Raw genomic sequence first — 24,480 nt, 5'->3', positions numbered from 1 at the left:
AATCCGGTTTGTCTCAGTCCCTGTGACAAACTAAGAGGCATGCAGGAAACTCAACCGGATTCCCCGCTGGAACCGGAAGGCCGCCAGCGCGTCGCCTTCCGGACCATCGAGTACGCGCCCGATGCGCTGTCCACCCCGGCTGCGATGGCGCGCATTGTCGCCGGAATGCTCGGCGGTGCGGTGCTGGCGCTGGTGGCGTGGATGGTGTTGCATTCCATTTCGCTGCCCGCCTTCAACACCTCAATGGTTACCCGTGCCCTGGCGACGGGCGCCACCTTTGTTCTCGCGCTGGTTGCGGCGCTGTTCATGTGGGTCTGGTTGCGCCACGAAACGCGCGGCGATCCCCTGCCCCGGCCGTGGAGAATAGTGGCGGAGTCAGTGTCTACGCTAACCCCGCCAGCGCTGGTGGTGACCAGTTTAGGTATCCCGTTGGCTGCCACGCGCCTGTACCTCGACGGTATTCAAGTGGACCAAGGTTTCCGCACGCAATTCCTGTCGCGGATGGCCCAGCAGTTCGGCAACCACGATATGAACTACGCCGACTTGCCCAGCTTCTACCCGTTGGGGTGGTTTTGGTTGGGTGGCCGCATGGCCCAGCTTCTTGGCATGCCCGGCTGGCAGGTCTACCAACCTTGGGCGATCGTCTCCCTCGCCGCGGCCGCCGGCGCCCTCGTGCCGGTGTGGCGCAAGCTCACGCAGTCGCTGCCGGTCGCTACCGCCATCGCTGGTGTGACCGTTGCGGTGGTGCTCGCTGAGACTCCGGACGAGCCTTATGCGGCGATCGTCGCCATGTTCGTGCCCGCCGCCGCCATCGCCTCCTACAAGGCGCTGCGCGGCTCCTGGTCGGCCACGATTGCGCTGATGGTCTACCTGGGTATCTCGGCGACCTTCTACACCCTTTTCACCGCGATTTCCGCGTTGACGCTGGTGGTTTTTGCCGTGCTGCTTTTTGCCACCTCCCTGCGCACGTTCACTCCGCTCAAACACCTTCTCGTCATCGGCTTCGGGTCCATGGCGATCGCCGCCATTGCGTGGGGGCCCTACCTGTACCAACTGGTGTTTTCCGGCAGGGATGTGCGCGGAACCGCGAATCACTTCCTGCCCATCGGCGGCACCACCTTCCCCCTGCCGTTTTTCTCCCTGTCGTTGATCGGCCTGCTGAGCATTGCGGGGCTGCTTTTCTTGTTGAAGCACGCGGCAGACCCCAATGTGATGGGTATCAGCGTGGGTATTGCGGTCAGCTACCTGTGGGCGCTGGCCTCAATGGCCTCGACGCTTCTGGGCACCTCGCTTTTGGGCTTCCGCGTCGAAGTCTTGACCATTTTGTTCTTTGTCACCGCCGGTGTACTCGCCGCCGTCGATGTGCGCCTGGTGGGCATCGACTACTACTACCCTTCCCGGCTGACCCAGCGCGGCGCACGGATCGTCACCTCTTTCATTTTGATTCTTCTCAGCGCGGCAACCTTCGACATCCTGCAGAAAATCCCGGCGGAAAATGAGTCTCATATCGACCAGGCCTACGCGGACACTGACGGCTTCGGCGAGCGCGCCGACCAGTTCCCACCCGACGCGGGCCGTCACTACCAAGAGATCACCGACTTCCTCGGTGAGCATGGCCACATACCGGGCGAGTCGATTGTGTTCACCGATGAAATCAACTTCATGGCCTTCCGCCCTTTCTTCGGCTTCAACGCATTCACCAGCCATTACGCCAACCCGCTCGGCGAGTTCGAGCGGCGCAATGAGCAGCTCAAGGCCTGGGGTGAGGGCTCTTTCAATGAGCTTTCGGATCCGGCGGAGTTTTTGGCCGCGTTGGAGGCCTCACCGTGGAAGGCGCCGGACGCTTTCATCTTCCGCGGTTCCCTGGAAGAAGACGACAGCGGCCATATTGATCCGTGGAAGACTCACTTGGCCTATGACATCTTCCCGAATCAACCCAACGTGCGCTACGAGGCGCTGTTTTTCAACCCGGAGGCCTTCGACTCCGAAGCATGGGACGTGCAAGAGATCGGCCCGTTCGTCGTGACGGCGCGCAAATATGAGGACGGAAAGTAGGGTTACAGGACGTGACAGCACCAGAAAATGGCACTGACCAGCAGCAAGGATCGACCGCGGTGCGGGCGCGGCACGCGAGGAGGAAGGTTGACAAGGAGGCGTCGACAAGCATGGCGCGAATGGCGGCACTGTCCGGCATCCTCGCGTTTGTCTGCTTCGTACTCACCCCACTTCTGCCGATCAACCAAACGCAGTCCTCTCTGCATTGGCCGCAGCACAACTCGCTGGCCTCAGTCAACGCACCGCTGATTTCGCTGGCCCCCGACGAAATCGAACTGTCGGTGCCGGTCAGCGCCATTGATTCTTTGCGCGGCGAGCAAACCTTGCTGGTGGGCACCCTCCCGGAGTCTTCCAGCAAGGCTTTCGACCGCGGCATGTTCATCACCGCGCCCGACGGGGCGATCGTAGTTACCTCCATTAACAAGGTCATTTTCGAGCTGACCCCGGACGAGGTCGCCGCACTTCCCGATGGGGCCCGCGTCGTTGTTACCGCCACCGATGAGGCCACCACGGTCGAGGTGCCCGGCACCTCCCACAAGGAAGAAGAAGACGAGGACCTGCGCCCGCAGGTCACCGGCATTTACACGGAGCTTCAAGGCGACGCCGCCGCGCTTGCCGACGCCGGGCTTTCCGCCCAGGTGCAGATCAACTCCCGCTTCACTTCCTCGCCCACGATCTGGAAACTAACCGCCATGATCCTCGGGGCGTTATCCGCGCTCGTGGCGCTGCTTAGCCTGTGGCGCCTCGACCGGCTCGACGGCCACCGCGACCCGATGTTTTCCCCCGCGTGGAAAACCTTCACCCCCCTCGACGCGATCGTGCTGGCCATCCTCGGCTTTTGGCACGTCTTCGGCGCTAACACCTCGGACGACGGTTACTTGCTGTCCATGGCGCGGGTAGCCAACGACTCCGACTACATGGCGAACTACTACCGCTGGTACGGCGTGCCCGAATCTCCCTTCGGCTCCCCGTTCTACGACCTGTTGTCGCTGCTGTCCCACATCTCAACGGCCTCCATGTGGATGCGCTTGCCCACACTCATCGCCGGCATTGCTATCTGGTGGACCCTGTCGCGAGAGATCCTGCCGCGCCTCGGCGAAGCCATCGCCCACCGCCGCGTCGCCTACTGGACAGCCGCCTTCATCTTCCTCGCCTTCTGGCTGCCCTACGACAACGGCACCCGCCCAGAGCCCATCATCGCCCTTGGACTGATTTCCACCTGGGCTGCCTTCGAGCGTGCCTTGACCACCAACCGTCTCTTTCCAGCGGCATTGGGCACCTTGCTCGCCGCGTTTACCTTGGCTTGCGGGCCGACCGGCCTGGCCGCGGTCGGCGTGTTTTTGATCTCCATTCCGGCACTATTTCGCATCATGGATTCGCGCCGCGCCTTCGCCCCGATGGCCGCCTACGTGTGGGCGTTTATGGGCATCGGCACCGCGGTGATGATCCCGGTGTTTGCCGACCAAACCCTCGCCGGTGTCCTAGAGGCCACCTCAGTGCGTTCCGAAGTGGGCCCGGCGTTGGAGTGGTACGCGGAGTGGAACCGCTACGCCACCTTGTTCCAGCAAGCCGTCGACGGATCCATGGCGCGGCGCTTCCCCATGTTCATGTTCTTCTTCTCCGTGGTGCTCATCTTGTGGGCGATGGCGCGTTATGGCCGCATCCCCGGCACGGCAACTGGCCCGGTGCGCCGCCTCGTGATGATCATCGGCCTGTCCACCTTCTTCTTCATGTTCACCCCGACGAAGTGGACCCACCACTTCGGCATTTATGCCGGTATCGGCGGTGCCGCCGCGGCAGTCGGCGCAGTGGTGCTCAGCGCGGTGGCCCTGCGCTCGGTGCGCAACCGCACCCTGGCGATGGTGTCCGTGCTGTTTATCATGTCGCTCTCCTTAGCTGGTTGGAACGCCTGGTGGTACGTCTCATCCTTCGGCGTTCCCTGGTGGGACCGCACAGTCCAATTCAAAGCGGTCGAGGCAAACACTGTCATGCTGGCTATTACTCTGCTCGTGCTGCTCGTCGGCCTCGTTCAGTCGCTACGCCACGGCCAGCCGGGCCGTGTCGAACGTGAGTCGCTCAGCCGCTGGTCCGGGGTCATGGCCGCCCCGATCGCCGTTATGTCGGTGCTCATGGTCGCGTTTTCCTGCCTGACTTTTGTCAAGGCTTTCGCCTCCCAAGCCCCGGCCTACTCGGTGGGCATGGGCAACGTGAAAACCTTTGCTGGCAACATGTGCGCCTTGGGCGGCGAGGTGCTTTTGGAAACCGACACCAACGATTCCTTCCTGGAGCCAATCAACGGCGTGCCGCTGGGCCGCTCCCTCGACAGTGAGAACAACCGTGGCTTCCACTCGGAAGGCGTCCCTGCCTACATCGTTGAGGAGGAAAGCGGCGCCGCTACCGCCGATTCGCGCGGCAGCGCCGGCGCCCAAGGCGTTGGCTCCGCCGGTGGGGATACCGCATTGAAATCGCAGCCTGCGGAGGATACCGCCAGCGCGGAGGCACCCGAAACCACGCAAAGCGACGACATTTCGGAGCAGAGCCAGTCAACGTCGCGCACGAGCACACAAGGAAACCGCCCGGCGAATCAGGTGGGTATCAACGGCTCTACGGTGCGCCTGCCGTTCAACCTGGATTACACCCGAATCCCAGTGCTGGGCACCTTTACCGAAAACCCGGATGCCTCCTCCTACCTGGAGTCGCAGTGGTACCTCCTGCCGGAGCCGACCGACAAGGCACCTTTGATCGTCGCTTCTGTTGCCGGGCGCATTGAACACCACGACATCAACGGCGTGGAGCAAGACGGCCAGAAACTGCGTCTGGAGTACGGCTCGCGCAGCGCCGATGGCGAAGTTCGCAAGCTTGGCGACGTCGAAATGCTCGACCAGGGCCCCACCCCTTCTTGGCGCAACGTGCGCTACCCGCTGGCTGACCTGCCAGAGGAAGCCGACGTGGCCCGGTTGGTGGCGGAAGATACCTCCCTCAACCTTGACGAGTGGTTGGCTGTCACACCGCTGCGCGTACCCACCTTGGCCCCTCTCGGTGAAGTGCTGCCGTCCGACACCCCCGGCCTGCTCGACTGGTCAGTGGCCTTCCAGTACCCCTGCCAGCGCACATTTAACCACTTCGCGGGCGTAACAGAGATCCCGGAGTACCGCATCATGCCGGACGCGCCGGGCAAGCAACAGCTCTCCGGCTTCATGGATTTCCTCGGCGGCGGCGCTTTGGCTACCTCGGAGGCTGTGAATTACTCCTACGACATCCCCGGCTACCTGAATCACGACTGGCAGCGCGACTGGGGTTCGGTTGCGAAGTACGAGCGCCGCACGAACTCGGTAGGTGAGGCACCCGAGGTGGCCGACATTGACCTTGAGCAGATCACACGCTCGGGTCTGTGGAGCCCAGGCCCGATGAAGATCCGCAACCCAGACGAGAAGTAACCAGTGGCACCCCCGCCCCCCAAGTGCGGGCGGGTTACAGTGGTGGACATGAAAGACCTGTTTGATTTAGTCAACGGTGAATGGATTCAACACCACACCATCCCCGCCGACCGTGGCATTGACGGCGCTTTTTACACGCTGCGCGACAAGTCGGAAGAAGATGTCCTTGCGCTGCTTGAAAAGGGCGCGGGCCGCGGTGGTGATCTGTTTTTGTCCTTCATGGACACCGCAGGCGTCAACGCTGCCGGGATGGCCGCGCTGGAGCAAGACCTGGCTAAGTTGGGTGCCGCAGATGTCGAAGAATTTGCCGCCAACCTGGGGCAGTTGGAGCGCGAGGGTGTCGGCGGGCCGCTGACCTACTGGGTGGAAAAAGACTCCCAAGGTGAATCTTCGGTGCCCTACCTGGTGCAAAGTGGGCTGGGCCTGCCCGACGAGGCCTATTACCGCTTGGCGGAACACGCCGAAACTTTGGAAAAGTACGGCGCTCACGTGGAGAAAATGCTGGGCTTTGTCGACCCGGCCTACCTGTCGGGGTTGACCCCTCAAATCGCGGCGAAACGCATTGTCAACCTAGAGACTCAACTTGCCGCCAGCCACTGGGATGTCGTTTCTACCCGTGATGCGGTGGCAACCTACAACCCGGTGCAACTTAGCGAGCTGCCGCCCGTGATTCAAGTGCTGCTTCGCGCCTCCGGATTAAAAGACGGACTCGTCATCGACATGATGCCGTCGTTTACCCAGGCGCTGGCCGGCATGTTGCGCGCTGAAACCCTGGCGGATTGGCAGCTCTGGGGCGTGTGGAACACCCTGCGCTCCCGCGCTGGTCTGCTTCCTGAGCAAGTCGGTGCGGCGAACTTCGAGTTCTACGGCACGGTGCTCTCCGGTGCCACCCAACAGCGCGACCGGTGGAAACGCGGCGTGAGCCTGGCTGAGTCACTGGTGGGCATGGAGATTGGCCAGGTGTACGTCGAAAAGCATTTCCCTGCCTCCTCGAAGGAGAAAATGCTTGAATTGGTTGACTACTTGGTGCAGGCCTACCGTGAGCGCATTTCGGCCCTGGAGTGGATGAGCCCCGCCACCCGCGAACGCGCACTGGAAAAACTGGCGCAGTTCAACGCGAAAATCGCCTACCCGGAACGGTGGCGCAACTTTGAAGGTTTGGAATTTTCGCCAAACGGCTCCGAATTGGTTGCCAACGTGCGCCGCGGCGCCGCTTTCGAGCACGACTGGCAGGTGGCAAAGATAGGCAAAGCCGCCGACCGGGCGGAGTGGGTGACCACCCCGCAAACAGTCAATGCTTTTTACAACCCGGTGGTCAACGACATCACCTTCCCCGCCGCGATTTTGCAGCCGCCGTTTTTCGACCCCGAGGCCGACGCCGCGGAGAACTTCGGCGCGATCGGTGCGGTCATCGGCCACGAAATCGGCCACGGCTTCGACGACCAAGGTTCACGCTACGACGGCCTGGGAAACCTCAATTCGTGGTGGACCGACCAGGACCGCGCCCGTTTCGAGGAACTGACGAAGAAGCTGGTCGGGCAGTTCCAGGGCCTCATCCCGACGGTGCTTGAGGGCCGCGAAGGCATCAGTGGGGTCAACGGCGAGTTCACTTTGGGCGAAAACATCGGCGACCTCGGTGGCCTGGGTATCGCCGTGGTGGCCTACAAGCTTTACTTAAAAGACAATCAGCTTGACGACGGCCCCCTTTTATCCTTCGACGATCTCGACGGCGAGTACACCGGCTTCCAGCGCCTCTTTTTGGCTTGGTCACGGGTGTGGCGCTCGAAAGTGCGCCCGGAGATGGCGGCGCAGTTGCTCGCCATCGACCCGCACTCGCCCAGCGAGTTTCGCTGCAACGTTATCGCCGCGAATGTGCCGGAGTTTTACGACGCCTTCGACGTCGAGGAAGGCTCCAACGTGTGGCTTTCGCCGCAAGACCGGGTGAGGATTTGGTGAGAAAGCCGTTGGAGCAGGGCTCGCTTGACGACGCCTACCCTGAAAACATCCAGGGCGAAAACACCTTCAACGTCGGCGGTGTGGAGCGCCTTCTGCCGGATGAGCTGCAATTCGAACAAATCTGGTCCTACATGGAGGCAACCTACCCGCTCGACGGCGCCCCAACAGATAAGTATCTGGCCTTATTGCCGGATCGGCTCACGCACGCTGCCATGCTGATGCTGGGCTCCGCGGTGGACCACACCATGCCAGGTGTGGCCTTCACCGGTGAAGTGCTCTACTCCGAGGAGGAGCTGGGCGCCTTATTTACCCCCTCCAAACCCACCGGTGCGTGGGCGGTCTCGTGTGCCGCCGAACTTGGCCGTGAAGCCCGCGACTTTATGTGGCGCCCTGAGGTAGCCGCAGCCGCGGAGCTGTCCGGGACCACAATCCTCGACATCACCGCAGCCGCCAACGCCACCGAGGCGGTGAACTTCGCCCGCGCGCGCGGCGCCACCCACGTCACCTTGTGGGGGTTAGGCACGCTTCCCGACGCACCTGCAGAAACCACACTTCTAACCTTCCCCACCAACGGCCAACAGGCAACCCGTGTGCAAACCCCAGCCGAGTACCACACCCGCAACTTCATCTCCACCCCCGCCCAGGCGCGCCGCCGCGTCCGCGACGCCGCCGACTTTTTGAAAACAGCAGCTACTTAACGCCCTGCAGCGGGTGGGAAAACAATGGGAACCAACCGCTCACCGCACAACCCCAGTGATTGGCCAGCCTCTTATTGAGGCCACCCCGCGGTGAAAGGAATCGGCTGGCCCCAACGCCACGCTTTGAATTTCCAGCTCCGCTCAAGGCGTAAAGTTTCCCCCTGGTTTATGCCCCGGGCAGCGTCGGCGGTGTTGTCATAAGCATCGCCGTTGGTCAAAGCCGCAGCAACCCAAACTTCATCGCCGCTTTGGCCGTAGGCAACACTGGCGGTGGCGGAGTCCTTCTCATTAGCCCAGCCAGTTTTGAAGCCGGTAGCGCCGTCAAGCTTGGCAGTGCCGAACTTTTGAGGGAAGCCATCTTGGGCGATGTCGGGGGCGTTTTTCATGGCGTCGAGAAGCGGCTTAGCTTTCGGATCCCACAAAATCGAAGCGAGGAACTTGGCAACGTCGTAGGCCGCCGTGGTCGACAATCCCCACGAACCGTTGCGGTGCGTTTCCGGCAAGTTGAAATCCTCAGCGATCGTACCGATGGCTTCGGGGTAAGCGTTGTCTAAGCGGGTAGCGATTGCGTCGTCAGAAAGCGCAATCATCTCCTTGACCAGACCCTTTTCTTCGTCTGTGCCGTTGTAGAGCACGTAGTAGGCAAGATAGAGCTTGGCCAAAGACAACGCAGGGCGCGCCTCCAGAGCGCCAGGAGAGCCGGACCAGCGCTTGTCCGGGTGGTAAACGGCAATCGCGGTGCGCTCATCAGAAAACGCACTGTCAACATCCACCGCCACCGCCGGCGACGCAGACACCAAAAGAAGGCCCGCACCCAACGCTACAACCCAACTTTTCACGCCAGAGATTATCGCACCTTTAAAGATCCAAGACGGAATCCGCTTCGCTGACCTCCTCGAAGCTGGGCTTTTCAACCTCAACAAAGCTAACAGTGGCGCCGGTGGAATCGCCGACGACGCACAGGCGGCCGAAGGGAAGTTCCTGCGGCTCGATAAGCACCTCACCGCCCAGCTCCACCGCCTGCCGCGCAGCATGGTCAACATCCTCAACACCCACATAAAGCTCCCAGAACCCAGCCATGCCCTCAAGTTCTTTAGCGCCGGATTCATCGCGCAAACCAAGAAAAGGCGCACCCTCACGAAGCGCCAAGTAATAGCCATCCTCGCGGCGCACCTCCCAATCAAAAAGCTCCGCATAGAAATCTATACACTCTTTCGCGCGGTCAAACCCGACATACTCGTGCCACACAGGCGTAGAAGGCTCCCCAGCGGCAACAAACCGATCCTCGCCCGCCGGCTGCATCAACCCAAACACCGCCCCCGCAGGGTCCGCGCACAGCGACATCGTCCCCAGCGAAACATCGGCGGAGGCCAAAACGGTGCCGCCCAACCTTTCGACTCGGCCCAGCTCCCCCTCAAGATCACGAGTAAAAAAGTAGATCACCCAGGCATCAGTCATGGTGGCGTCATCAAGCTGCGGAATGAACCCTGCCACCGGCAACCCCGACATACGCGCGACACGGTAAACATCCTCCGAAATCTCCCAGCCGAGCAGCTTCGAATAAAAATACGTCGACTTCTGCGCATCACGAGTAGCCAAATCCACCCAATACGGCATACCCTCCATCGCCTCGAAAGCTGGCATTTACACGTTCCTCCACTTCTCGGGATCGAAATTGTCGTTGGCGGTCCGCTCATCGAAATAGTCCTCACCGTCACCAGCAACAGCGACAGTGGCGGACATTCCTGCGACGGTCACCACGTCGGCGCCGTGAAGCGCGAAACCCCGCGAAGTGACCACCTCCCCGTTGACCCGCACCTCGCCAGAGGCAACGAGCTCCTTGGCGTGCCCACCAGTCTCTGCAAAGTTGGCAAGCTTAAGAAACTGGCCAAGCTTGATTGAGTCTCCGCTAATTGCAACATCCATGGCCCCCAAGCTTAGCCAGGACCACCACCGAACAACCCCGCCGCGCCTTCCCACAACATCCACACAGCCAGCGCCACAAAGACCAAACCAGTGACCGCGTCAATGACATGGCCGTACTTCTGAATCGGCGCCGCCAACCACCGCACAGCGAGAGCGAAACCGACGAACCACACCACACCGATGACAATCAACGTCAAAGCGACCATGGCCATCCAGCCCCAGCCAGCACCGGGGCGAACAAACTGCGCGAACACAGCGCCGAAAAACAACACAGCCTTCGGGTTAGACAAATTCGTGGCGATTCCGGTGCGCAAGGCACGAGAGGCGTCAACGTCATACGCTGTGGGCACCCAACCGCCGGCCGAGCTGCGCACCGCCCCGATTCCCATCCACAACAAGTACGCGCCGCCGACGACCTGCAGCACCGACAGCACATCCGGCACGGCCTGGACCAAGGCACTCAAACCAGCGAGAGAGGCAACAATCCAGATGGTGTTGCCCACCATGATGCCCACCGCGCACGCCACACCCGCCGCCCGCGACTTCGAACCCAGGCGAATGATCTGAAATATGTCCGGACCCGGACTGACGATCGCCGCCAGCCACACCCCGATCAACGCCAACAACTCAGCGCTCCGCCTGATCGACCGGCATGATGCTCACACTGTCGATGTTGACGTGCGGAGGCAGGCTTGCCACCCACCGGATCGTCTCAGCGATGTCCTCAGCGCTCAGGTTGAGCTTGCCCTCGTAGACCTCGTTCGCGCGGGCGCTGTCGCCCGCGAAGCGGTTCAGCGCGAAATCAGTCTTGACGCGGCCCGGGTCGATCTCGGTGACGCGAATGAAGTTTTGCGCCTCCTCACGTCGCATCGCGCGGGTGAGCCCGCGCAGCCCGAACTTCGCCGCATTGTAGCCAGAACCACCCACGTACGCGTCCGTGGCCGCCACCGAACCAAGGTTGACAACCAAACCTTTCGCCGCTTTGAGCTGAGGATACAACGCCTTAGTCACGCGCACAGTGCCGAAAACATTAACCTGGTACATCCAGTTCCAGTCCTCCTCGTCCGCGTCACGCAGCAAATCCAAACTCTTGGCACCGCCCGCGTTGTTGACCAGCAGATCCACTCGCTCCAGCTTGCTCGCTAACCTGTCAACACTTTCCTGATCCGTCACATCCAACTCAACCGCCACACCCCCGATGGCGCGCGCGACTTCTTCGCAGCGCTCTAACCGCCGCGCAGCCACGTAAACTGTCCACCCGTCTTCGGCCAGGGCCCGCGCCGTGGCCTCCCCGATGCCCGCCGAACCACCTGTGACAACTGCAACTTTGCTCATACCCGGCCATTTTACGTGGGGTGCACCTGCCGCATCGTGATATTAATGCGTCCTTCTTCCAGCCCGGTGTGAGCCGGTCCCGTTCCCGGCCGCGGCGGGGTCACGCTGTGTTTCGCCCGGCGCGCAGGCCCGCCAAAGACGAGCGCGTCGCCGGACATGAGCACAACCTTGCGGCCCTCGATGCGGAAGATGGTTTCGTCTCCGATGGACAGGCTGACCACGGGGTTATCGGCCTGCTCCTGGGCGTCGACATGTTCGCCCATCCCAGCGCCCGGCGGATAAAAATTAACCAGCGCCGTTTCTACCCTCATCGGAACTAGCGCAGAGTCGAGCTTCTGCGCTTCGGCGAGGACGCCGTCAGCGATGACCTGATAATTCTTTGGAACAGGAGGGACCGGGTGACCATCGACACTCTGGGTAAGCCGGTACGGGTTCGTGGCCCAAAACCAACCCAACGACATCAAAAAGGCCTTCATCTGGTGCTGCCCAATCAACGGCCGCCGCATCGCTACCGGGGTACCCGCGACACTGCGAGCAACACAACGAGCCTGTTGCACTAGCTCAGCTTGGGTTTCCGGGGCGAGAAACCCCGGCAGGTGAACGACACCATCCGCGACTTTAAACGGTGGACGTGGGAGATCGGAGGCGTCGAAAAGCATGCACACACGCTACCCTTGAACCCATGAAAAGTGACGTGAACATGGCAACAATCGCAGCCATTGTGCTCGCCTTAGTGGTGGCGTCCTACTTCCTCGCCGAAGGGCGATGGGGTGGGCCCATCGTCGTCCTTGCTGCATCCGTAGCGGCAGTTATCAGCGCAGGTAAAACCGGTCGATGACCTCGTAGCGCGAGCCACCGCAACGGCCCTGACCAAGGTGAGACTCAACCAGCGCAACCTCATCTGCGGTAAAAGCCGGGCCACGGTAGACACTCAGCGCCTGGGCATGGTTGGCCATGAGCCAGCCGTCACGGCCGCGGGCGACAGTGAGGTGGGCTCGTTGGCGGTGCCTGCCTAAAGGGTCGAGGAGGCAATCTGCCATGAGTCCGCGAAGCTGCTGTTTGTCCCCGCCAACCCCGATCCACAGTGTTTGGTTATTGAAGCTGCCGGCCCCTACCAGGTGCAGCCTCAGCGGACGACGGAAAGCACTCGCCTGCGCCAAGACATCTGTGACATGGGTGGCATCATTCGGTTGATTACCGTAGAAGGCGAGGGTTAGGTGCCAGTTATTGGGGTCCGTCCACCGCAGTTCCCGGCCACGCAAAGGGGTCAGGGCTGTGTGTAGGTGCTCACGGGCGGCATCGGGAAGCATCAACGCCGCGAACAGCCTCCTCATGTGGGCCAGTTTAGTTGGGTGATAGCGGGAGGGGGACTTCACTTGGGTGATATATCGCCACATCTTCGGCGGCCCCCACATCGCAATGGCGAGATATCCCCCAAGTGATGTCCCTCTAACCCCCTCAGGCGAAGGAGAGGTACCCCCAAGTGATGTCCCTCTAACCCCCTCAGGCGAAGGAGAGAAACATTTTCTCCACGTCAGCCGGGTCCAACTCTGCGGCTTCGTCTCCATAGCAGCGCTTCATAATCGTCGACAGCACCTGGAAGCTCGCCCGGCTCACCGCCTTGTTCGCCGCAGACAGTTGGGTGACCACATCAGTGCAGTCCTGCCCCTCCTCCATCATGCGAATCACAGCGTCGAGCTGCCCTCGGGCTCGCTTAAGCCTGCTTATCGACGGCTTCATTTCCGCCTCGGTCAACTGCATTACGCCCCTCCAGCCAAGCTCCAGGTCAGGTAACCGCCATCCAAGTTGGCCACCTCAATACCCTTGTTGCGCAGCAGGCTGGCGGCAGTGTGTCCGCGCTGCCCCACCTGACAGAACACGAGGATCTTATCGCCGGTGAACTCGTCGATCCGATCACGGATTTCGTCGACTGGGATGTTGACCGCGCCGGGGATAGTTCCGTTGTGGTGTTCGGTGGGGGTGCGGACGTCGATAAGCGTCCAACCGTCCTCGACCTCGTGATACTGGACGGTTTTCTCGCCGCCGACGATGTTGTCGTTGATGAAGCCGACCATGTTGATCGGGTCCTTCGCCGAGCCGAACTGCGGGGCGTACGCCAACTCCAGGTCTGCCAGGTCGGAGGCGGTCAGGCCGCCGCGCATGGCGGTGGCGATGATGTCGATACGCTTATCTGCACCATCCTCCCCGATCGCCTGCGCGCCGAGGATGGCGTCGGTGTCGGCGTCGACGACGAGCTTGAGGTGGATCGGGCTCGCCCCCGGGTAGTAGCCGGCGTGGTTTGCCGGGTGGAGGTGGATGACGCGCACGTTGCGGCCCTGGGCGCGGGCGGTTTTTTCTGCCCAACCGACGGTGGCCACAGTCAAGCCGAACACCCCGACAACCGCGGTGCCGAGTACCTGCTTTGCGCTGGTTGCCCGCCCCGTGATCACGTCCGCGACGAGGCGGCCGTGGCGGTTGGCGGTTTGCGCCAGAGGAACCAGGGTGAGTTCCCCGTCGTTGGCGTGACGTTTCTCCACGGCATCTCCGACCGCGTAGATGTTCGGATCCGACGTGCGCATTTGCTCGTCGACAATGATGCCGCGGTTGGTCGCAAGGCCGGCTTGCTGTGCAAGTTCGATGGCGGGGCGCACCCCGATGGCGGCGATGACAACGTCGGTGTCTAGTTCGCTGATGTCGTTGACGATGGTGTTGGTGATGACCGTGACGCCGTTGTCTGTGAGGCGCTTCGCGACGATCGCCGCCATCTCCGGGTCCAGCGGCGCCATGACCTGGGGGCCTCCCTCGATGACCGTGACCTCCATGCCGCGTTTTGCCAGGTTTTCCGCGACCTCCAAGCCGATGAAGCCGCCGCCGATGATGGTGGCGGATTTTTTGCCTTCGATGGCTTCCTTCATCGCGTCAAGATCCTCGATATTGCGCAGTGTCAGTGCGCCCGGCACCTGAATTGGGGCCGCGCCGGGAGAGAGGATCAGGTTGTCGTAGTGGAAGGTTTCGCCTGCGTCGGTGGTGACGGTCTGGTTTGTGCGGTCGATGCTGGTAGCGCGGGTGTTGACGCGCACGTCTAGGTTGAATCGGGCCTTTAGTGACTCGGGAGTCTGCAAAAGTAGCTGCTCGCGGCCAGGGATCGTGCCGGAGAGGTGGTAGGGCAGGCCGCAGTTGGCGAAGGACACGTGGCCGGAGGCCTCCAGGACGATGATTTCCATGTCCTCGTCGCGCCTGCGCAGGCGGGTGGCGGCGGACATGCCACCGGCTACTCCGCCGATGATGACTGTTGTGCTCATTTGTTTTGGCTCCTTTTAGCCGAAAAGGCGGGAGAAGAATCCGCCCGTGGTTTGGGTGCTGCGCTCACAGGTGCACCACTGGCCCTTGGGCACCTTGGACTTGACACTGTCGATGTGCTGGCCGCAGCCGGCCCAGGTGGTCTTTCCGCAGTTTTTGCATTTCGTGGGATAACACATAACGCGAACTATACCCCGGGGGGTATATGGACGCAAGGGTTCGACGCAAGGGTTCGAGGCAAGAGCCCTGCCGATGGCGAGCCTTTCTACCGCACCAAAATTGACACTTGAAACACAACCTTCAACCCACCAGGCTCCACGCACATCACTAACCCCCAGGGCAAGGCAAACACCACAATTATTCATTGTCACCCAGGTGAGAGCCTTTACTTCGCGTTTCCTCCTACCCGGATTAAGGGCGCACGGTTCCTACGAGGTTGTCAGAGACACATACATAATGGCGATTTCCTCTTAAGTGGTAAACCTTGGTGAACACGTTGCAAGCTTTTTTGAGGATCAATCTCCGTCTGGTTGACCTGAAGCCTCGACGAACCCCGAAAGATCGCTTTTCCACGTGGGTCACGCTTTTTTGACGGCGATGTGTCACGGCGATGTGTCGAAGCGTGAAAGTCGGACACCTGAAACCACCCCAACTACCCTGGCACCCATGCACCCCTTCGATCTCGACGCGATTGGCCGAGGACTGCCCGTCGCCAAGGTGATCGGCGACCTGCCAGCACAAGGCCCTGTGGTTGTCGAGGCCCCACCCGGCACCGGCAAGACCACGCTGGTCCCGCCGGCGGTGAGCAATCTGAAGGGAAAAACCATCGTCACCGCCCCGCGCAGGGTGGCGGTGCGGGCCGCCGCGCAGCGGCTGCGGCAACTGGACACCCAACCGGAGAAGAACCGGGTGGGGTATTCGATTCGCGGGGAACATTCCCCTGGCGCGTTGGTGGAGTTTGTCACCCCGGGTGTGCTGCTCAATCGGCTCATCAGGGATCCCGGCTTGGACGGCGTCAACGCCGTGATCATTGACGAGGTCCACGAACGCCAGCTCGACACCGATCTGGTGCTGGCCATGTGCATGGAGCTGGCGGTGCTGCGTGAGGACCTGTACCTGGCGGCGATGTCGGCGACCTTGGACGCCGAGAAGTTCGCCGCGCACATGGGTGCCCGCATCTTGTCCACCGAGGCCGTGACTTACCCGTTGGACATCAGCTATGCCCCGCACCCGGGGCGCAGCGAGGGAAGCAGGGAGTTTTACCGGCACGTCGCCGACGTGGCCCGAAGCAGCGACAGAAGAACTTTGGTGTTCGTGCCCGGCGCGCGGGAGGTGGATTTGGTGTGCCAGCGCATAGACGGTGCTGTTGCGCTGCACGGCCGGTTGACCAGCGCGGAGCAAGATGAGGCGCTCAACGGTAAGGCACCAACGGTGGTGGCGACATCCATTGCGGAGTCCTCGTTGACTGTCCCCGGGGTGACGAGGGTTGTCGACGCCGGCCTGTCCCGCGTCCCGCGCCGCGACTTTGCGCGCAACATGACCGGTCTTGTCACGGTGTCGGCGGCGAAAACCAGCGCGGATCAACGCGCTGGCCGCGCGGGCCGGCTCGGGCCTGGTGAAGTGGTGCGCGTCTATTCGCAGTCCGATTACCAGCACTTTCAGGCGGATATCGTGCCGGAGATCACCACCAGCGATCTGACTGGCGCAGTGCTTGCCATGGCTGCGTGGGGTTCGCCGGACCTGCCGCTTCTTAGCGTGCCGCCAGCGTCGGCGCTCACGGACGCCCGAGACACGCTGATAGCTCTCGGCGCGCTCGACGAGGGCGGTGCGGTCACGGACCTCGGTGCGCGACTTGCCCGCATGCCGGTCGACCCGCGCCTCGGCAAAGCGTTGCTCGCGCACGGCTCGGGGGCGGCTCCGACTGTGGCGGCGCTGGCTGAGGGGTTAAGCGGCGACCTCACCCAGGCGCGGGCGCCGAAGAAGCAGGTGGACAGGTTGTCCAGGCTCGTCCACCAAACTACTTCGGTCCCGGCTGGCGAGGTCATTGCCAGCGCTTTTCCGCAGTGGGTGGCCAAGCGCGTGGGGGAGGAATACCTGCTGGCCAGCGGCACTCGTGCCCGCCTCGGTGTGAGCCTCGGGATGCCGGAGTGGATTGCGGCGGCAGAGGTGCAGCTTCTTCGTGGCGGGGCGGTTATCCGCGCCGCCGCTGCCGTTGATTTCCCGCGACACCTGGTGACAAGTGAGACGAGGGCATCGCTTGTCGACGGCAAGGTGCACGCCCGGAAAGTCACTGCCATTGGGGCCATCGAGTTGACCTCCACCCCAACCACTGTCGACCCGCAGGATGCGGCGCAGGCCCTTAGAGGTATCCGCTTTGCGGACTTTCACCTCGATGAGGCGGCGCGTGAGCTCAAGGAGAGGTTGGATTTCCTGCATGGGGGCGTCGGCAAGCCCTGGCCCGATGTTGCTGAGGGCGACTATTCGCTGGAGGTGGCCCGGCTGGCTGAGGGGGCGCGGATCAGCGAGCTGGACATGCGGGCGGCGCTCATGCGGCAGTTGCCTTGGCCTGAGGCTTCGCGCCTCGATGAGCTCGCCCCGGCGCGGCTGAAGGTGCCCAGCGGTTCGCACCCCCGAATTGATTACGGTACGGGGCGCCCGGTTGTGCGCGTCAAGTTGCAGGAGTGTTTCGGGCTGTCGGAAAGCCCCGAGGTTGGTGGGGTGCGCGTGCTTTTTCATCTGCTCTCGCCCGCCGGGCGCGAACTTGCCGTCACGGATGATTTGCGCAGCTTTTGGGACGGGCCGTACCACGACGTGCGCAAGGAGATGCGGGGTCGCTACCCCAAGCACCCGTGGCCGGAGGATCCGTGGTCGGCCACCGCGACAGCGCAAACGAGGAAGCGGATGTGAGTGGCCGCTGACGGCACTCGCCAACAATATCGAACTTCGATAATATCGTTATTCGGTAAGTGCTGTTGCATCATCGCCCAAGGAGAAGCCGTTGAACCTCAAAACGATCCTCACGTCGCTGGCCCTGGCGGCACTGCTCGCCCTCGCAGCCGCCACCTACACGTGGGGCCCGGCAACCACCGCGATCTTCACCGGCCGAATCCACTACCTGGTCAAACCCTCCCCACAGAAGTACGCGAAAGACATAATCCGCACCGCTAAGACTCTTGGCATCTACGCCGAGTCACAAGACTTCATCGCGGCGAAGGACAAAGCCATGCAGGAAATTAAAAATGCCAATTCCTACGCGGACACCCACGAACCTCTGCGCCAGGTGATCAAAGCGGCCGGCGGCAAGCACTCGAACATCCTCACCGCCGCCGAAGAATCAGCGGAAGACCCCGATCAGCGAACATCCGCCGTGGAACCCCGCGGAAACATCGCTTTCGCCACGGTTCCGGGCATTTCCCGCCACGACGACGCGCAGACCTACGCCGACACGCTCACCGCCGGGATCCTCGCCCACGCCACATGCGGCGCGATCGTCGACCTGCGCGGCAACGACGGTGGGGACATGGGCCCCATGGTTGCGGGCGTGTCACCACTGCTTGCCGATGGTCCCGTCCTTTCTTTCGTCTCCCGCATGGGCACCACCGACGTCACCGTGGAGGGCAACTCAGTCAGCGGCGGTGGTACGCCCATAACAACCCACGGCGGCAAACGCGAGGTGCCGGTCGCTGTGCTTGTCGACGCCACCACCGCCTCATCCGCCGAAGCCACCATGCTCGCCTTCCGCGGCCTCGAACATTCGCGCAGCTTCGGTGAGCCTACGGCGGGCTACGCTTCGGCCAACGTGGTCATTGAGCTTTACGACGGCGCCGTCATCATGATCACCACCGCCAAGGACAAGGCCCGCACCGGCGAAGAATTCTCGGAGGACCCCATCCGCCCTGATGTACTTACAGACGACGCCGAAAGCGAAGCAATCAACTGGCTAACCACCCTGGGCTGCTCAGCCCAGTAGTCGCAGCTTCAAGCGGGGGTGCCGGGCCGCGCGCAGTTTCCCCACCTCCACCATAGCGAGGGCTCCCGAAAGCGAAACGGCGGTCCCCTTTGCGCCTCTGCTTGAACATTCTTGGAGAATTCACCGCGCCCATTTAATAAATTGGGATACACCAAGTAATCTTTGGGCACATGACAACCGCGCACAAGACGCACACGGTGACCATGTGGACCCTGGTCTCGTTGATTATTGGCTCGACGATCGGCTCGGGCATATTCGCGCTGCCGCAAAATATCGCATCTGTGGCCAGCCCAGGCGCAATGCTCATTGGATGGGTCATCGCCGGCGCGGGAATGCTCTCCATCGCTTTCGTTTTCCAGATCCTCGCCCGGCGCGAACCCCACCTCGATTCCGGCGTGTACTCCTACGTCCGCGCCGGGCTGGGCGACTTCATTGGTTTCGCCTCCGGCCTGGGCTACTGGCTAGGTTCCGTCATGGCGCAGGTCGGCTACGCCACCTTGTTCTTTCGCACGTTGGGCTACTATGTGCCGGTTTTGCACAACCAGTGGATTCTAGCTGTCGCGGTTTCGGTGCTGACCTGGACGGTATTTGGTGTCTTGTCCCGCGGTATTCGGGAGGCCGCGGTGATGAACTTAGTCACGACGATTGCCAAGCTTGTACCCATCATCAGCTTCATCGTGATCGTCGCCTTTTTCGGCTTTTCATGGGACAAGTTCACCCTTGACTTCTGGGGGGAAGGCTCCGGTATCTCCCTGAGCGAGCAGCTACAGGGCATCATGTTGTTCACCGTGTGGGTGTTCATCGGTGTCGAGGGCGCATCGGTGTACTCCAAGCAGTCGAAGACGCGCCGCGATGTCGGCCGCGCCACCGTCATCGGCTTTTTGTCGGTGCTGGTCTTGCTGGTCGCGGTGTCCACCTTGTCCTACGGTGTGTTGACACGCGAGGAACTCGCCGCGCTTCCTGAAAACTCGATGGGCGCTGTCCTCGAAGCTGTCGTCGGCCCTTGGGGCGCGGCGTTCATTTCGCTCGGCCTGTGCCTGTCGGTGCTCGGCGCCTACGTGTCCTGGCAGATGCTGTGCGCCGAACCTTTGGTCATGATGGCCAGCGACCGGCTTTTGCCCCGCAGGCTCGCCGCGACCAACAGCGCTGGCGCTCCCTGGATCGCCCAGCTAGTCTCCACCACCGTCATCCAGTTGTTTGTGGTGATCTTCTTTGCTTCCGAAGCCTCCTACAACGCCATGGTGCAGCTCGCCACCATCATGTACCTGCTGCCCTACATCTTCTCGGCGCTGTACCTGATGATCCTGGCCTACCGCTTTTCCCCAGAATCCCGGATGACGCGGCTGGACAACCGGAAGCATTTTCTCATCGGTGCGATCTCCTTCATTTACTCGATGTGGCTGATCTACGCCGCTGACCCCGTCTATGTACTGCTCGGCGCACTTGCCGTTGTGCCGGGCGTGGTGCCTTATGTGCTGACGCGCCGCGCCCACGGGCAGCGCGTGTTCAACCGTTTCGAGTGGGTGGTGCTCGGCATTATCCTAATCGCTGCGGCCTTCGCCGTCGCCGGGCTTGTCAACGGCACCCTCACCCTTTCCTAACCCCCTCAACGGTGAGGTTGGGTGTGTGCCGCTACACCCAAAGATCCCTACTCAGCGCGCAACATGGGCCAGACTAACTCAGCCAGGTGCCGGGCGTGTTTTTTGGGATCACCGTACTCGAAGGCGGAGCGAACCAGGATGCTGCCGACGACCATGGACACGATGGTTCGGGCGTCGACCCGCTTGGAAAACAGGCCGTTTTCGACACCTTTTTCAACATATACTTCGAGGCCGGCGAGGACTTCTTCGCTGAGGCGGTCAGCCCAATCTTCGACACATTCTTCGTGGCTGGCAAGGAGGGAGCCGATGAGGCGGATACCAATTTCATCTTCGAGGTGTTGTTGGAGTTGGACAAGGAAGTCGACGAACTCTTCGAAGGTGGTGGGGTATTGCCGGGGGATGTCGATGACGACGTTGGAGAGGGCATCGGCAAGCATTTCTTTGCGGTCGTCGTAGCGCCGATAAATAGTGGTTTTGGCGACCCCGGAGTGGTTGACCACCGCGTCGATGGTGACGGCGCGAAACCCTTTTTCCCGTGCGAGTTGGAGCACCGAGCGGTAGATTTTTTGCTCGGTTGCTTTCCTGCGCTTCGGTCGCCCGATTTTGGTTCGGGTGGTAGAGGTTTTGTTAGTCATTGCTCAATAATGACACATGTTTGACCCTCGAAACAGGTTGTCTAGGCGTGCAATTCCTGCCACCCCAGCCGTGCGCACAGCACAACAACGAGGATGAGCAGGGCCGCCCGCACCAGTTTTGACCCGCCGGCAAGAACGGTACGTGCCCCCAGTTGGGCCCCGGCGACGTTGGCCACTGCCAGGGCCAACGCGAGTTTCCACACCACGAATCCGCCGGCGATGAACACCAGGAGCGCGCCGAGGTTGGTGGCGGTGTTGATCACTTTGGCCATTGCTGCAGAGCGCAGGAACGCCTGGGAGAAGATGGCGGTGAGCCCCATGATAAGAAACATGCCGGTGCCGGGGCCGAAAATGCCGTCGTAAAACCCGACTGCGGCGGCGAGCAAAACACCAAGAGCTACGCGACGCCCCGTGACCACCGATTCACCTTCCTGCATCCCGAAGGAAGGTTTGAGTGCAACAAACACGCCGACGGCGAGCAGCAACACAATAATGAAAGGCCGGATGACGCTGGCGGGGATCAGGGAGACGGCCAAGGCGCCGCAGGCGGAAAGCGCGAAGGCCACCAGGGCCATCAACCATGTGTGGCGTGGGACGCCGACTTTACGCACCATGGTCAAAGCTGCTGAGGCGGTCCCGGTGACCGCAGCGATTTTGTTGGTGGCCAACGCACTTGCCGGCGCCATGCCGGTCGTCGACAGCAGCACCGGAATGAGCACCAGCCCTCCCCCGCCGACGACGGCGTCGATCCAGCCGGCCAGGAAAGCGGCCGCGGCGAGCAAGGCAACAGTCATGGTGCGTCTCCCGGGGGCGGCGAGGGGGTAAAGCAAGGGCAGTTAGGATGATATTCCATGAATCGTTGGCTGATCGTCGCTCCTTCATCCGTGGCGCTCGGCTGGATTTTCAATCGCGCCCATGTGCCCGCGGCGTGGATTTTGGCTGCGATCATCTGCTCTTCTGCGGCGGCGCTGCTCAGCGGCCGCGACCTGAAGGTGAACGATACTTTCTACTCCGCTTGCCGCGGCATCATTGGTGTTCTGGCGGCGATGCCGCTGGTGGGTGTGCCGTTGGGTGACCTTGTCCGCTATGTGGTGCCGGGGTTGGTTGTGGCTGCGGTTACAAACGCGGTGGCTGTTGGTGGCGGGTGGGTTTTGTCGCGCCACAGTGATCTCAGCCGGGAGACGGGTGTGTTGGCGATGCTGGCCGGTGGGGCGTCGGTCATTCCGGCAATCGCGCAAGATTTGGGGGCAGACATGAAATACGTAGCTCTCACCCAGTATTTGCGTCTATTGGTGGTGTCGATGACACTGCCGGTAGCCGCGTCGTTTCTGGTCACGCCGCAGCAGATTCAGCAGCAGGCCCCAGAACAGTTCACCCAGTGGTGGATGTGGCCGCTGGTGTTGCTGATCGCCCTCGGCGGCGGGCCGGTGGCTAAGAAGTTGCGTATCCCGGTGCCGAGCGTGTTTGGGCCGCTGTTGGTCACGGTGGTGCTCGGCACCTTTTCTCCTGTGGCGCTGGCTACCCCGGAGGCTTTGGCAGTGCTGGCTTTTTTGGCTATCGGCTGGGTGTGCGGTGGCGGGCTGTCGGTGCCTTCGCTGCGGGTGTTCGCGCGTCAGCTCCCGCTGACCATCGCCTACATTGCGGTCGTCATGGCGGCGTGTGCGGGGATGGGTTGGGTGGTGGCGAGGTGGCTGGGGATTTCCTTTTTCGAAGGTTATCTAGCCACCAGTCCGGGCGCGCTAGAGACGGTGCTAGCGCTGTCTGCGGAGGGTGGGGCTGGCCCGGCGGTGATCGCCTTGCAGCTAATTCGACTGGTTAGTGTGCTTCTGGTCGCAGGATATCTGCCGGTGATGTTGCGGCGCCGTCGCTAAGCAACTCGCGCGACAACAGGCCCATGGGCATGGAACCGAGGCGCAGCGCCCGGTCGTGGAACTCGCGCAGGCTCATTCCTTTGGCCAGCGCGTCGTAGCGCAACTGCATCCAGGCGCGGTAGCCCACGGTGTAGGAGGGGGCTTGGCCGGGCCAGCCCATGTAGCGGTCCAATTCGAAGGCGATGCCAGTCTCGTGCATGGCGGCGTTGTCGCGCAGAAAGGCCTTGGCGTATTGGGCGTCCCAGGTGCCGGTTTTGTCGGGGGTTTTCTTGCGCAGGTGGACGCCGAGGTCGACGGCGACGCGGGCGAGGCGGAGGCGCCGTGAAGCTAGCAGCCCGAGGCGCATGGCGGGGTCTTCGAAGGCGCCCGCTTCGTCCATGATGTGCTCGGCGTAGAGGGCCCAGCCTTCACTGTGGGCGGCGTTCCAGTTCACGGCTCGGCGCCACAGGTTCAGTTCGTGGCGTTGGGTCAGTGCGGTGACATGTTGGATGTGGTGGCCCGGCGCGCCCTCGTGGAAGACGTGCGATTTGTCTTGCCAAGTGTGGAAAATTTCGCGGCCCTCCGGGATGGACCACCACATGGTGCCGGGGCGCAAAAAGTCGTCGCTGGGTGCGGTGTAGTAGACGCCACCAGTGCCGCCGGAGTCGACGGCGAAGGCGAGGGTGTCGGCGCCTTCGGGCAGGGTGAGCAGGTCGCGCTCAAGGATGGCCATCGCCTCGTCGGTGGTCTTTGCCATCCACTCGTGCAGTTCGTCGGCGCCACGCAGGATGTAGCGCTCGTCCTCGTTGAGGCGCCTGAAAGCGGCGTGCACGGAACAGTCGGAACCGAACATGTTTCGCGCAATGGCACGCTGCTTATCGACGATCTCCCGCAGGTCCTCCAAGGCCGACTCATACGCCTCGTCGAGGTCGATTTGCGACCCGAGGAAGTACTGGGAAAACAACTGGTAGCGTTCCCGGCCGACCCCGTCCTCGTAGGCGGCCTGGGCGGAAAGTTCGGTGGAGAGCCAATCGGCCATTTCTGCGAAGGCGTTCTTGGCGTCTTCCACCACGGTGTTGTCGGCGGGCACGCCGAGGTGTTCAAGGAAAGAATCGTCCTCCGCGAGCGCTTCGCACTGGTCGATCACGGCGTTGATCTGGCGGTGGGTGGCGACGTTGCCCTGTGCGGCGGCCTCGGCAAGCGATTCGCGGTAGCCGTGCAGTGCGGCAGGCACGCGAGCCAGGCGGGCCGCAACGTTTTCAATGTCCTCGGCGCTAACGCGCGGCATCAGCGCGAAGCTGTCCCGGATGTGCTGCACGGGCGAATCGATGTTGTTGAGCATGCGCATGAACTCGCCTTGGTGGTGCAGGTCCAACTCCAAGATGAGGCGTTCGCGCAAGATGGCGACGGTGAGGTGGTCGACGTTGTCGAAGTCGTCCTCGTCATCCGAGTCGTCAGTGCAGTCATTGAGGGCGTCGATGTCGGCGACCATTTCGCGCACTCGGTCCGCCACAGCGTCCCAGTATTCCGGGCCGAAGTCTTGCAGTTCGTGGTCGTGGCCTTCCACGCCGATGCGGGTGGCCAGCGTCGGCGACAAGGAGGCAAGGTCGTAGACGAAGTTTTCGCAGGTAGCGTCGAGAAGCGAGGGCTTGCGCTCTGTCATGTTTACCCCGTAGGCATCGCTGGTCATGCGCGAAAGTGTAGTGAAAACCGCAGC

The 24,480-nt window shown here is 62.1% G+C and carries 21 protein-coding genes; 9 read left to right on the top strand and 12 right to left on the bottom strand.

What is annotated here, in order from left to right:
• Window positions 1–39 precede the first annotated feature (39 nt).
• From VLL26_RS09420 to VLL26_RS09405, 4 genes are all read left to right on the top strand, one after another.
• The gene (locus VLL26_RS09420; RefSeq protein WP_342318824.1) at window positions 40–2,055 is read left to right on the top strand and encodes a galactan 5-O-arabinofuranosyltransferase; all 2,016 of its coding nucleotides are present in this window, start codon (window positions 40–42) and stop codon (window positions 2,053–2,055) included.
• A gap of 110 nt (window positions 2,056–2,165) precedes the next feature.
• Window positions 2,166–5,492 carry an arabinosyltransferase domain-containing protein gene (locus VLL26_RS09415; RefSeq protein ID WP_425292318.1) on the top strand — a complete coding sequence of 1,109 codons (3,327 nt, stop codon included), beginning with the start codon at window positions 2,166–2,168 and terminating at the stop codon, window positions 5,490–5,492.
• A 48-nt stretch (window positions 5,493–5,540) separates the two neighbouring features.
• The gene (locus VLL26_RS09410) at window positions 5,541–7,448 is read left to right on the top strand and encodes a M13 family metallopeptidase (RefSeq protein ID WP_342318822.1); all 1,908 of its coding nucleotides are present in this window, start codon (window positions 5,541–5,543) and stop codon (window positions 7,446–7,448) included.
• Window positions 7,445–8,146 carry an alpha/beta hydrolase gene (locus VLL26_RS09405; protein ID WP_342318821.1) on the top strand — a complete coding sequence of 234 codons (702 nt, stop codon included), beginning with the start codon at window positions 7,445–7,447 and terminating at the stop codon, window positions 8,144–8,146. Before VLL26_RS09410 ends, VLL26_RS09405 begins: the two co-directional genes overlap by 4 nt.
• Before the next feature lie 71 nt (window positions 8,147–8,217).
• On the opposite strand, the gene VLL26_RS09400 is transcribed toward VLL26_RS09405, so the two are convergent.
• The 6 genes from VLL26_RS09400 to VLL26_RS09375 are packed head-to-tail and all read right to left on the bottom strand — an operon-like array spanning window position 8,218 to window position 12,066.
• Window positions 8,218–8,985, bottom strand: a complete 768-nt coding sequence (locus VLL26_RS09400) for a hypothetical protein (protein WP_342318820.1) — start codon at window positions 8,983–8,985, stop codon at window positions 8,218–8,220.
• 19 nt (window positions 8,986–9,004) lie between these two features.
• Window positions 9,005–9,790, bottom strand: coding sequence for a VOC family protein (locus tag VLL26_RS09395; protein WP_342318819.1), 786 nt, complete (start codon window positions 9,788–9,790; stop codon window positions 9,005–9,007).
• Window positions 9,791–10,072: an RNA-binding S4 domain-containing protein gene (locus tag VLL26_RS09390; RefSeq protein ID WP_342318818.1), complete on the bottom strand. Its 282-nt coding sequence runs from the start codon at window positions 10,070–10,072 to the stop codon at window positions 9,791–9,793.
• Window positions 10,073–10,083: 11 nt separating this feature from the next.
• Window positions 10,084–10,698, bottom strand: coding sequence for a LysE family translocator (locus tag VLL26_RS09385; protein ID WP_342318817.1), 615 nt, complete (start codon window positions 10,696–10,698; stop codon window positions 10,084–10,086).
• Window position 10,699: 1 nt separating this feature from the next.
• The gene (locus VLL26_RS09380) at window positions 10,700–11,407 is read right to left on the bottom strand and encodes an SDR family oxidoreductase (protein WP_342318816.1); all 708 of its coding nucleotides are present in this window, start codon (window positions 11,405–11,407) and stop codon (window positions 10,700–10,702) included.
• 11 nt (window positions 11,408–11,418) lie between these two features.
• On the bottom strand, window positions 11,419–12,066 hold the full coding sequence (locus tag VLL26_RS09375; protein ID WP_342318815.1) for an alpha-ketoglutarate-dependent dioxygenase AlkB: 648 nt from the start codon (window positions 12,064–12,066) through the stop codon (window positions 11,419–11,421).
• A gap of 23 nt (window positions 12,067–12,089) precedes the next feature.
• Here VLL26_RS09375 and VLL26_RS09370 point away from each other — a divergent pair, with 23 nt between their 5' ends.
• On the top strand, window positions 12,090–12,245 hold the full coding sequence (locus tag VLL26_RS09370) for a hypothetical protein (protein ID WP_342318814.1): 156 nt from the start codon (window positions 12,090–12,092) through the stop codon (window positions 12,243–12,245).
• Here VLL26_RS09370 and thpR read toward each other — a convergent pair.
• From thpR to VLL26_RS09355, 3 genes are all read right to left on the bottom strand, one after another.
• Window positions 12,220–12,741: an RNA 2',3'-cyclic phosphodiesterase gene (gene thpR / locus VLL26_RS09365; protein WP_342318813.1), complete on the bottom strand. Its 522-nt coding sequence runs from the start codon at window positions 12,739–12,741 to the stop codon at window positions 12,220–12,222. The genes VLL26_RS09370 and thpR overlap by 26 nt on opposite strands.
• Window positions 12,742–12,910: 169 nt before the next feature.
• Window positions 12,911–13,168, bottom strand: coding sequence for a metal-sensitive transcriptional regulator (locus VLL26_RS09360; protein WP_342318812.1), 258 nt, complete (start codon window positions 13,166–13,168; stop codon window positions 12,911–12,913).
• On the bottom strand, window positions 13,168–14,709 hold the full coding sequence (locus VLL26_RS09355; RefSeq protein ID WP_342318811.1) for an FAD-dependent oxidoreductase: 1,542 nt from the start codon (window positions 14,707–14,709) through the stop codon (window positions 13,168–13,170). The genes VLL26_RS09360 and VLL26_RS09355 overlap by 1 nt, the downstream gene beginning before the upstream one ends.
• 664 nt (window positions 14,710–15,373) lie before the next feature.
• Between VLL26_RS09355 and VLL26_RS09350 the strand changes: the two genes are divergently transcribed.
• From VLL26_RS09350 to VLL26_RS09340, 3 genes are all read left to right on the top strand, one after another.
• Window positions 15,374–17,614: an ATP-dependent RNA helicase gene (locus VLL26_RS09350; RefSeq protein ID WP_342318810.1), complete on the top strand. Its 2,241-nt coding sequence runs from the start codon at window positions 15,374–15,376 to the stop codon at window positions 17,612–17,614.
• 91 nt (window positions 17,615–17,705) lie between these two features.
• Complete coding sequence (locus VLL26_RS09345) at window positions 17,706–18,677, top strand: S41 family peptidase (RefSeq protein ID WP_342318809.1); 972 nt, start codon at window positions 17,706–17,708, stop codon at window positions 18,675–18,677.
• Window positions 18,678–18,847: 170 nt separating this feature from the next.
• A complete protein-coding gene (locus tag VLL26_RS09340; RefSeq protein WP_342318808.1) occupies window positions 18,848–20,278 on the top strand; it encodes an amino acid permease in 1,431 nt (476 codons plus the stop codon).
• A 47-nt stretch (window positions 20,279–20,325) separates the two neighbouring features.
• On the opposite strand, the gene VLL26_RS09335 is transcribed toward VLL26_RS09340, so the two are convergent.
• A complete protein-coding gene (locus tag VLL26_RS09335; RefSeq protein WP_342318807.1) occupies window positions 20,326–20,913 on the bottom strand; it encodes a TetR/AcrR family transcriptional regulator in 588 nt (195 codons plus the stop codon).
• A gap of 41 nt (window positions 20,914–20,954) precedes the next feature.
• Entirely contained in the window at window positions 20,955–21,707 is a 753-nt protein-coding gene (locus VLL26_RS09330) for a TSUP family transporter (RefSeq protein ID WP_342318806.1), read from the bottom strand.
• A gap of 57 nt (window positions 21,708–21,764) precedes the next feature.
• Between VLL26_RS09330 and VLL26_RS09325 the strand changes: the two genes are divergently transcribed.
• Window positions 21,765–22,784, top strand: a complete 1,020-nt coding sequence (locus VLL26_RS09325; RefSeq protein ID WP_342318804.1) for an AbrB family transcriptional regulator — start codon at window positions 21,765–21,767, stop codon at window positions 22,782–22,784.
• Here VLL26_RS09325 and VLL26_RS09320 read toward each other — a convergent pair.
• On the bottom strand, window positions 22,729–24,453 hold the full coding sequence (locus tag VLL26_RS09320) for a DUF885 domain-containing protein (protein WP_342318803.1): 1,725 nt from the start codon (window positions 24,451–24,453) through the stop codon (window positions 22,729–22,731). The genes VLL26_RS09325 and VLL26_RS09320 overlap by 56 nt on opposite strands.
• Window positions 24,454–24,480 lie beyond the last annotated feature (27 nt).

Origin of the sequence: Corynebacterium sp. BD556, from assembly GCF_038452275.1 — a bacterium.
Lineage (GTDB): Bacteria > Actinomycetota > Actinomycetes > Mycobacteriales > Mycobacteriaceae > Corynebacterium > Corynebacterium mayonis.
Note: the sequence above shows the minus strand (reverse complement) of the source record. Positions and strands in the feature narration are given on the sequence as shown.

Coding starts and splice junctions, on each gene's coding strand:
- VLL26_RS09420 (WP_342318824.1), top strand. CDS start 40: ATGCAGGAAACTCAACCGGATTCCCCGCTGGAACCGGAAGGCCGCCAG.
- VLL26_RS09415 (WP_425292318.1), top strand. CDS start 2,166: ATGGCGCGAATGGCGGCACTGTCCGGCATCCTCGCGTTTGTCTGCTTC.
- VLL26_RS09410 (WP_342318822.1), top strand. CDS start 5,541: ATGAAAGACCTGTTTGATTTAGTCAACGGTGAATGGATTCAACACCAC.
- VLL26_RS09395 (WP_342318819.1), bottom strand. CDS start 9,790: ATGCCAGCTTTCGAGGCGATGGAGGGTATGCCGTATTGGGTGGATTTG.
- VLL26_RS09390 (WP_342318818.1), bottom strand. CDS start 10,072: ATGGATGTTGCAATTAGCGGAGACTCAATCAAGCTTGGCCAGTTTCTT.
- VLL26_RS09380 (WP_342318816.1), bottom strand. CDS start 11,407: ATGAGCAAAGTTGCAGTTGTCACAGGTGGTTCGGCGGGCATCGGGGAG.
- VLL26_RS09375 (WP_342318815.1), bottom strand. CDS start 12,066: ATGCTTTTCGACGCCTCCGATCTCCCACGTCCACCGTTTAAAGTCGCG.
- VLL26_RS09370 (WP_342318814.1), top strand. CDS start 12,090: ATGAAAAGTGACGTGAACATGGCAACAATCGCAGCCATTGTGCTCGCC.
- thpR (WP_342318813.1), bottom strand. CDS start 12,741: ATGAGGAGGCTGTTCGCGGCGTTGATGCTTCCCGATGCCGCCCGTGAG.
- VLL26_RS09360 (WP_342318812.1), bottom strand. CDS start 13,168: ATGCAGTTGACCGAGGCGGAAATGAAGCCGTCGATAAGCAGGCTTAAG.
- VLL26_RS09355 (WP_342318811.1), bottom strand. CDS start 14,709: ATGAGCACAACAGTCATCATCGGCGGAGTAGCCGGTGGCATGTCCGCC.
- VLL26_RS09350 (WP_342318810.1), top strand. CDS start 15,374: ATGCACCCCTTCGATCTCGACGCGATTGGCCGAGGACTGCCCGTCGCC.
- VLL26_RS09340 (WP_342318808.1), top strand. CDS start 18,848: ATGACAACCGCGCACAAGACGCACACGGTGACCATGTGGACCCTGGTC.
- VLL26_RS09335 (WP_342318807.1), bottom strand. CDS start 20,913: ATGACTAACAAAACCTCTACCACCCGAACCAAAATCGGGCGACCGAAG.
- VLL26_RS09330 (WP_342318806.1), bottom strand. CDS start 21,707: ATGACTGTTGCCTTGCTCGCCGCGGCCGCTTTCCTGGCCGGCTGGATC.
- VLL26_RS09325 (WP_342318804.1), top strand. CDS start 21,765: ATGAATCGTTGGCTGATCGTCGCTCCTTCATCCGTGGCGCTCGGCTGG.
- VLL26_RS09320 (WP_342318803.1), bottom strand. CDS start 24,453: ATGACCAGCGATGCCTACGGGGTAAACATGACAGAGCGCAAGCCCTCG.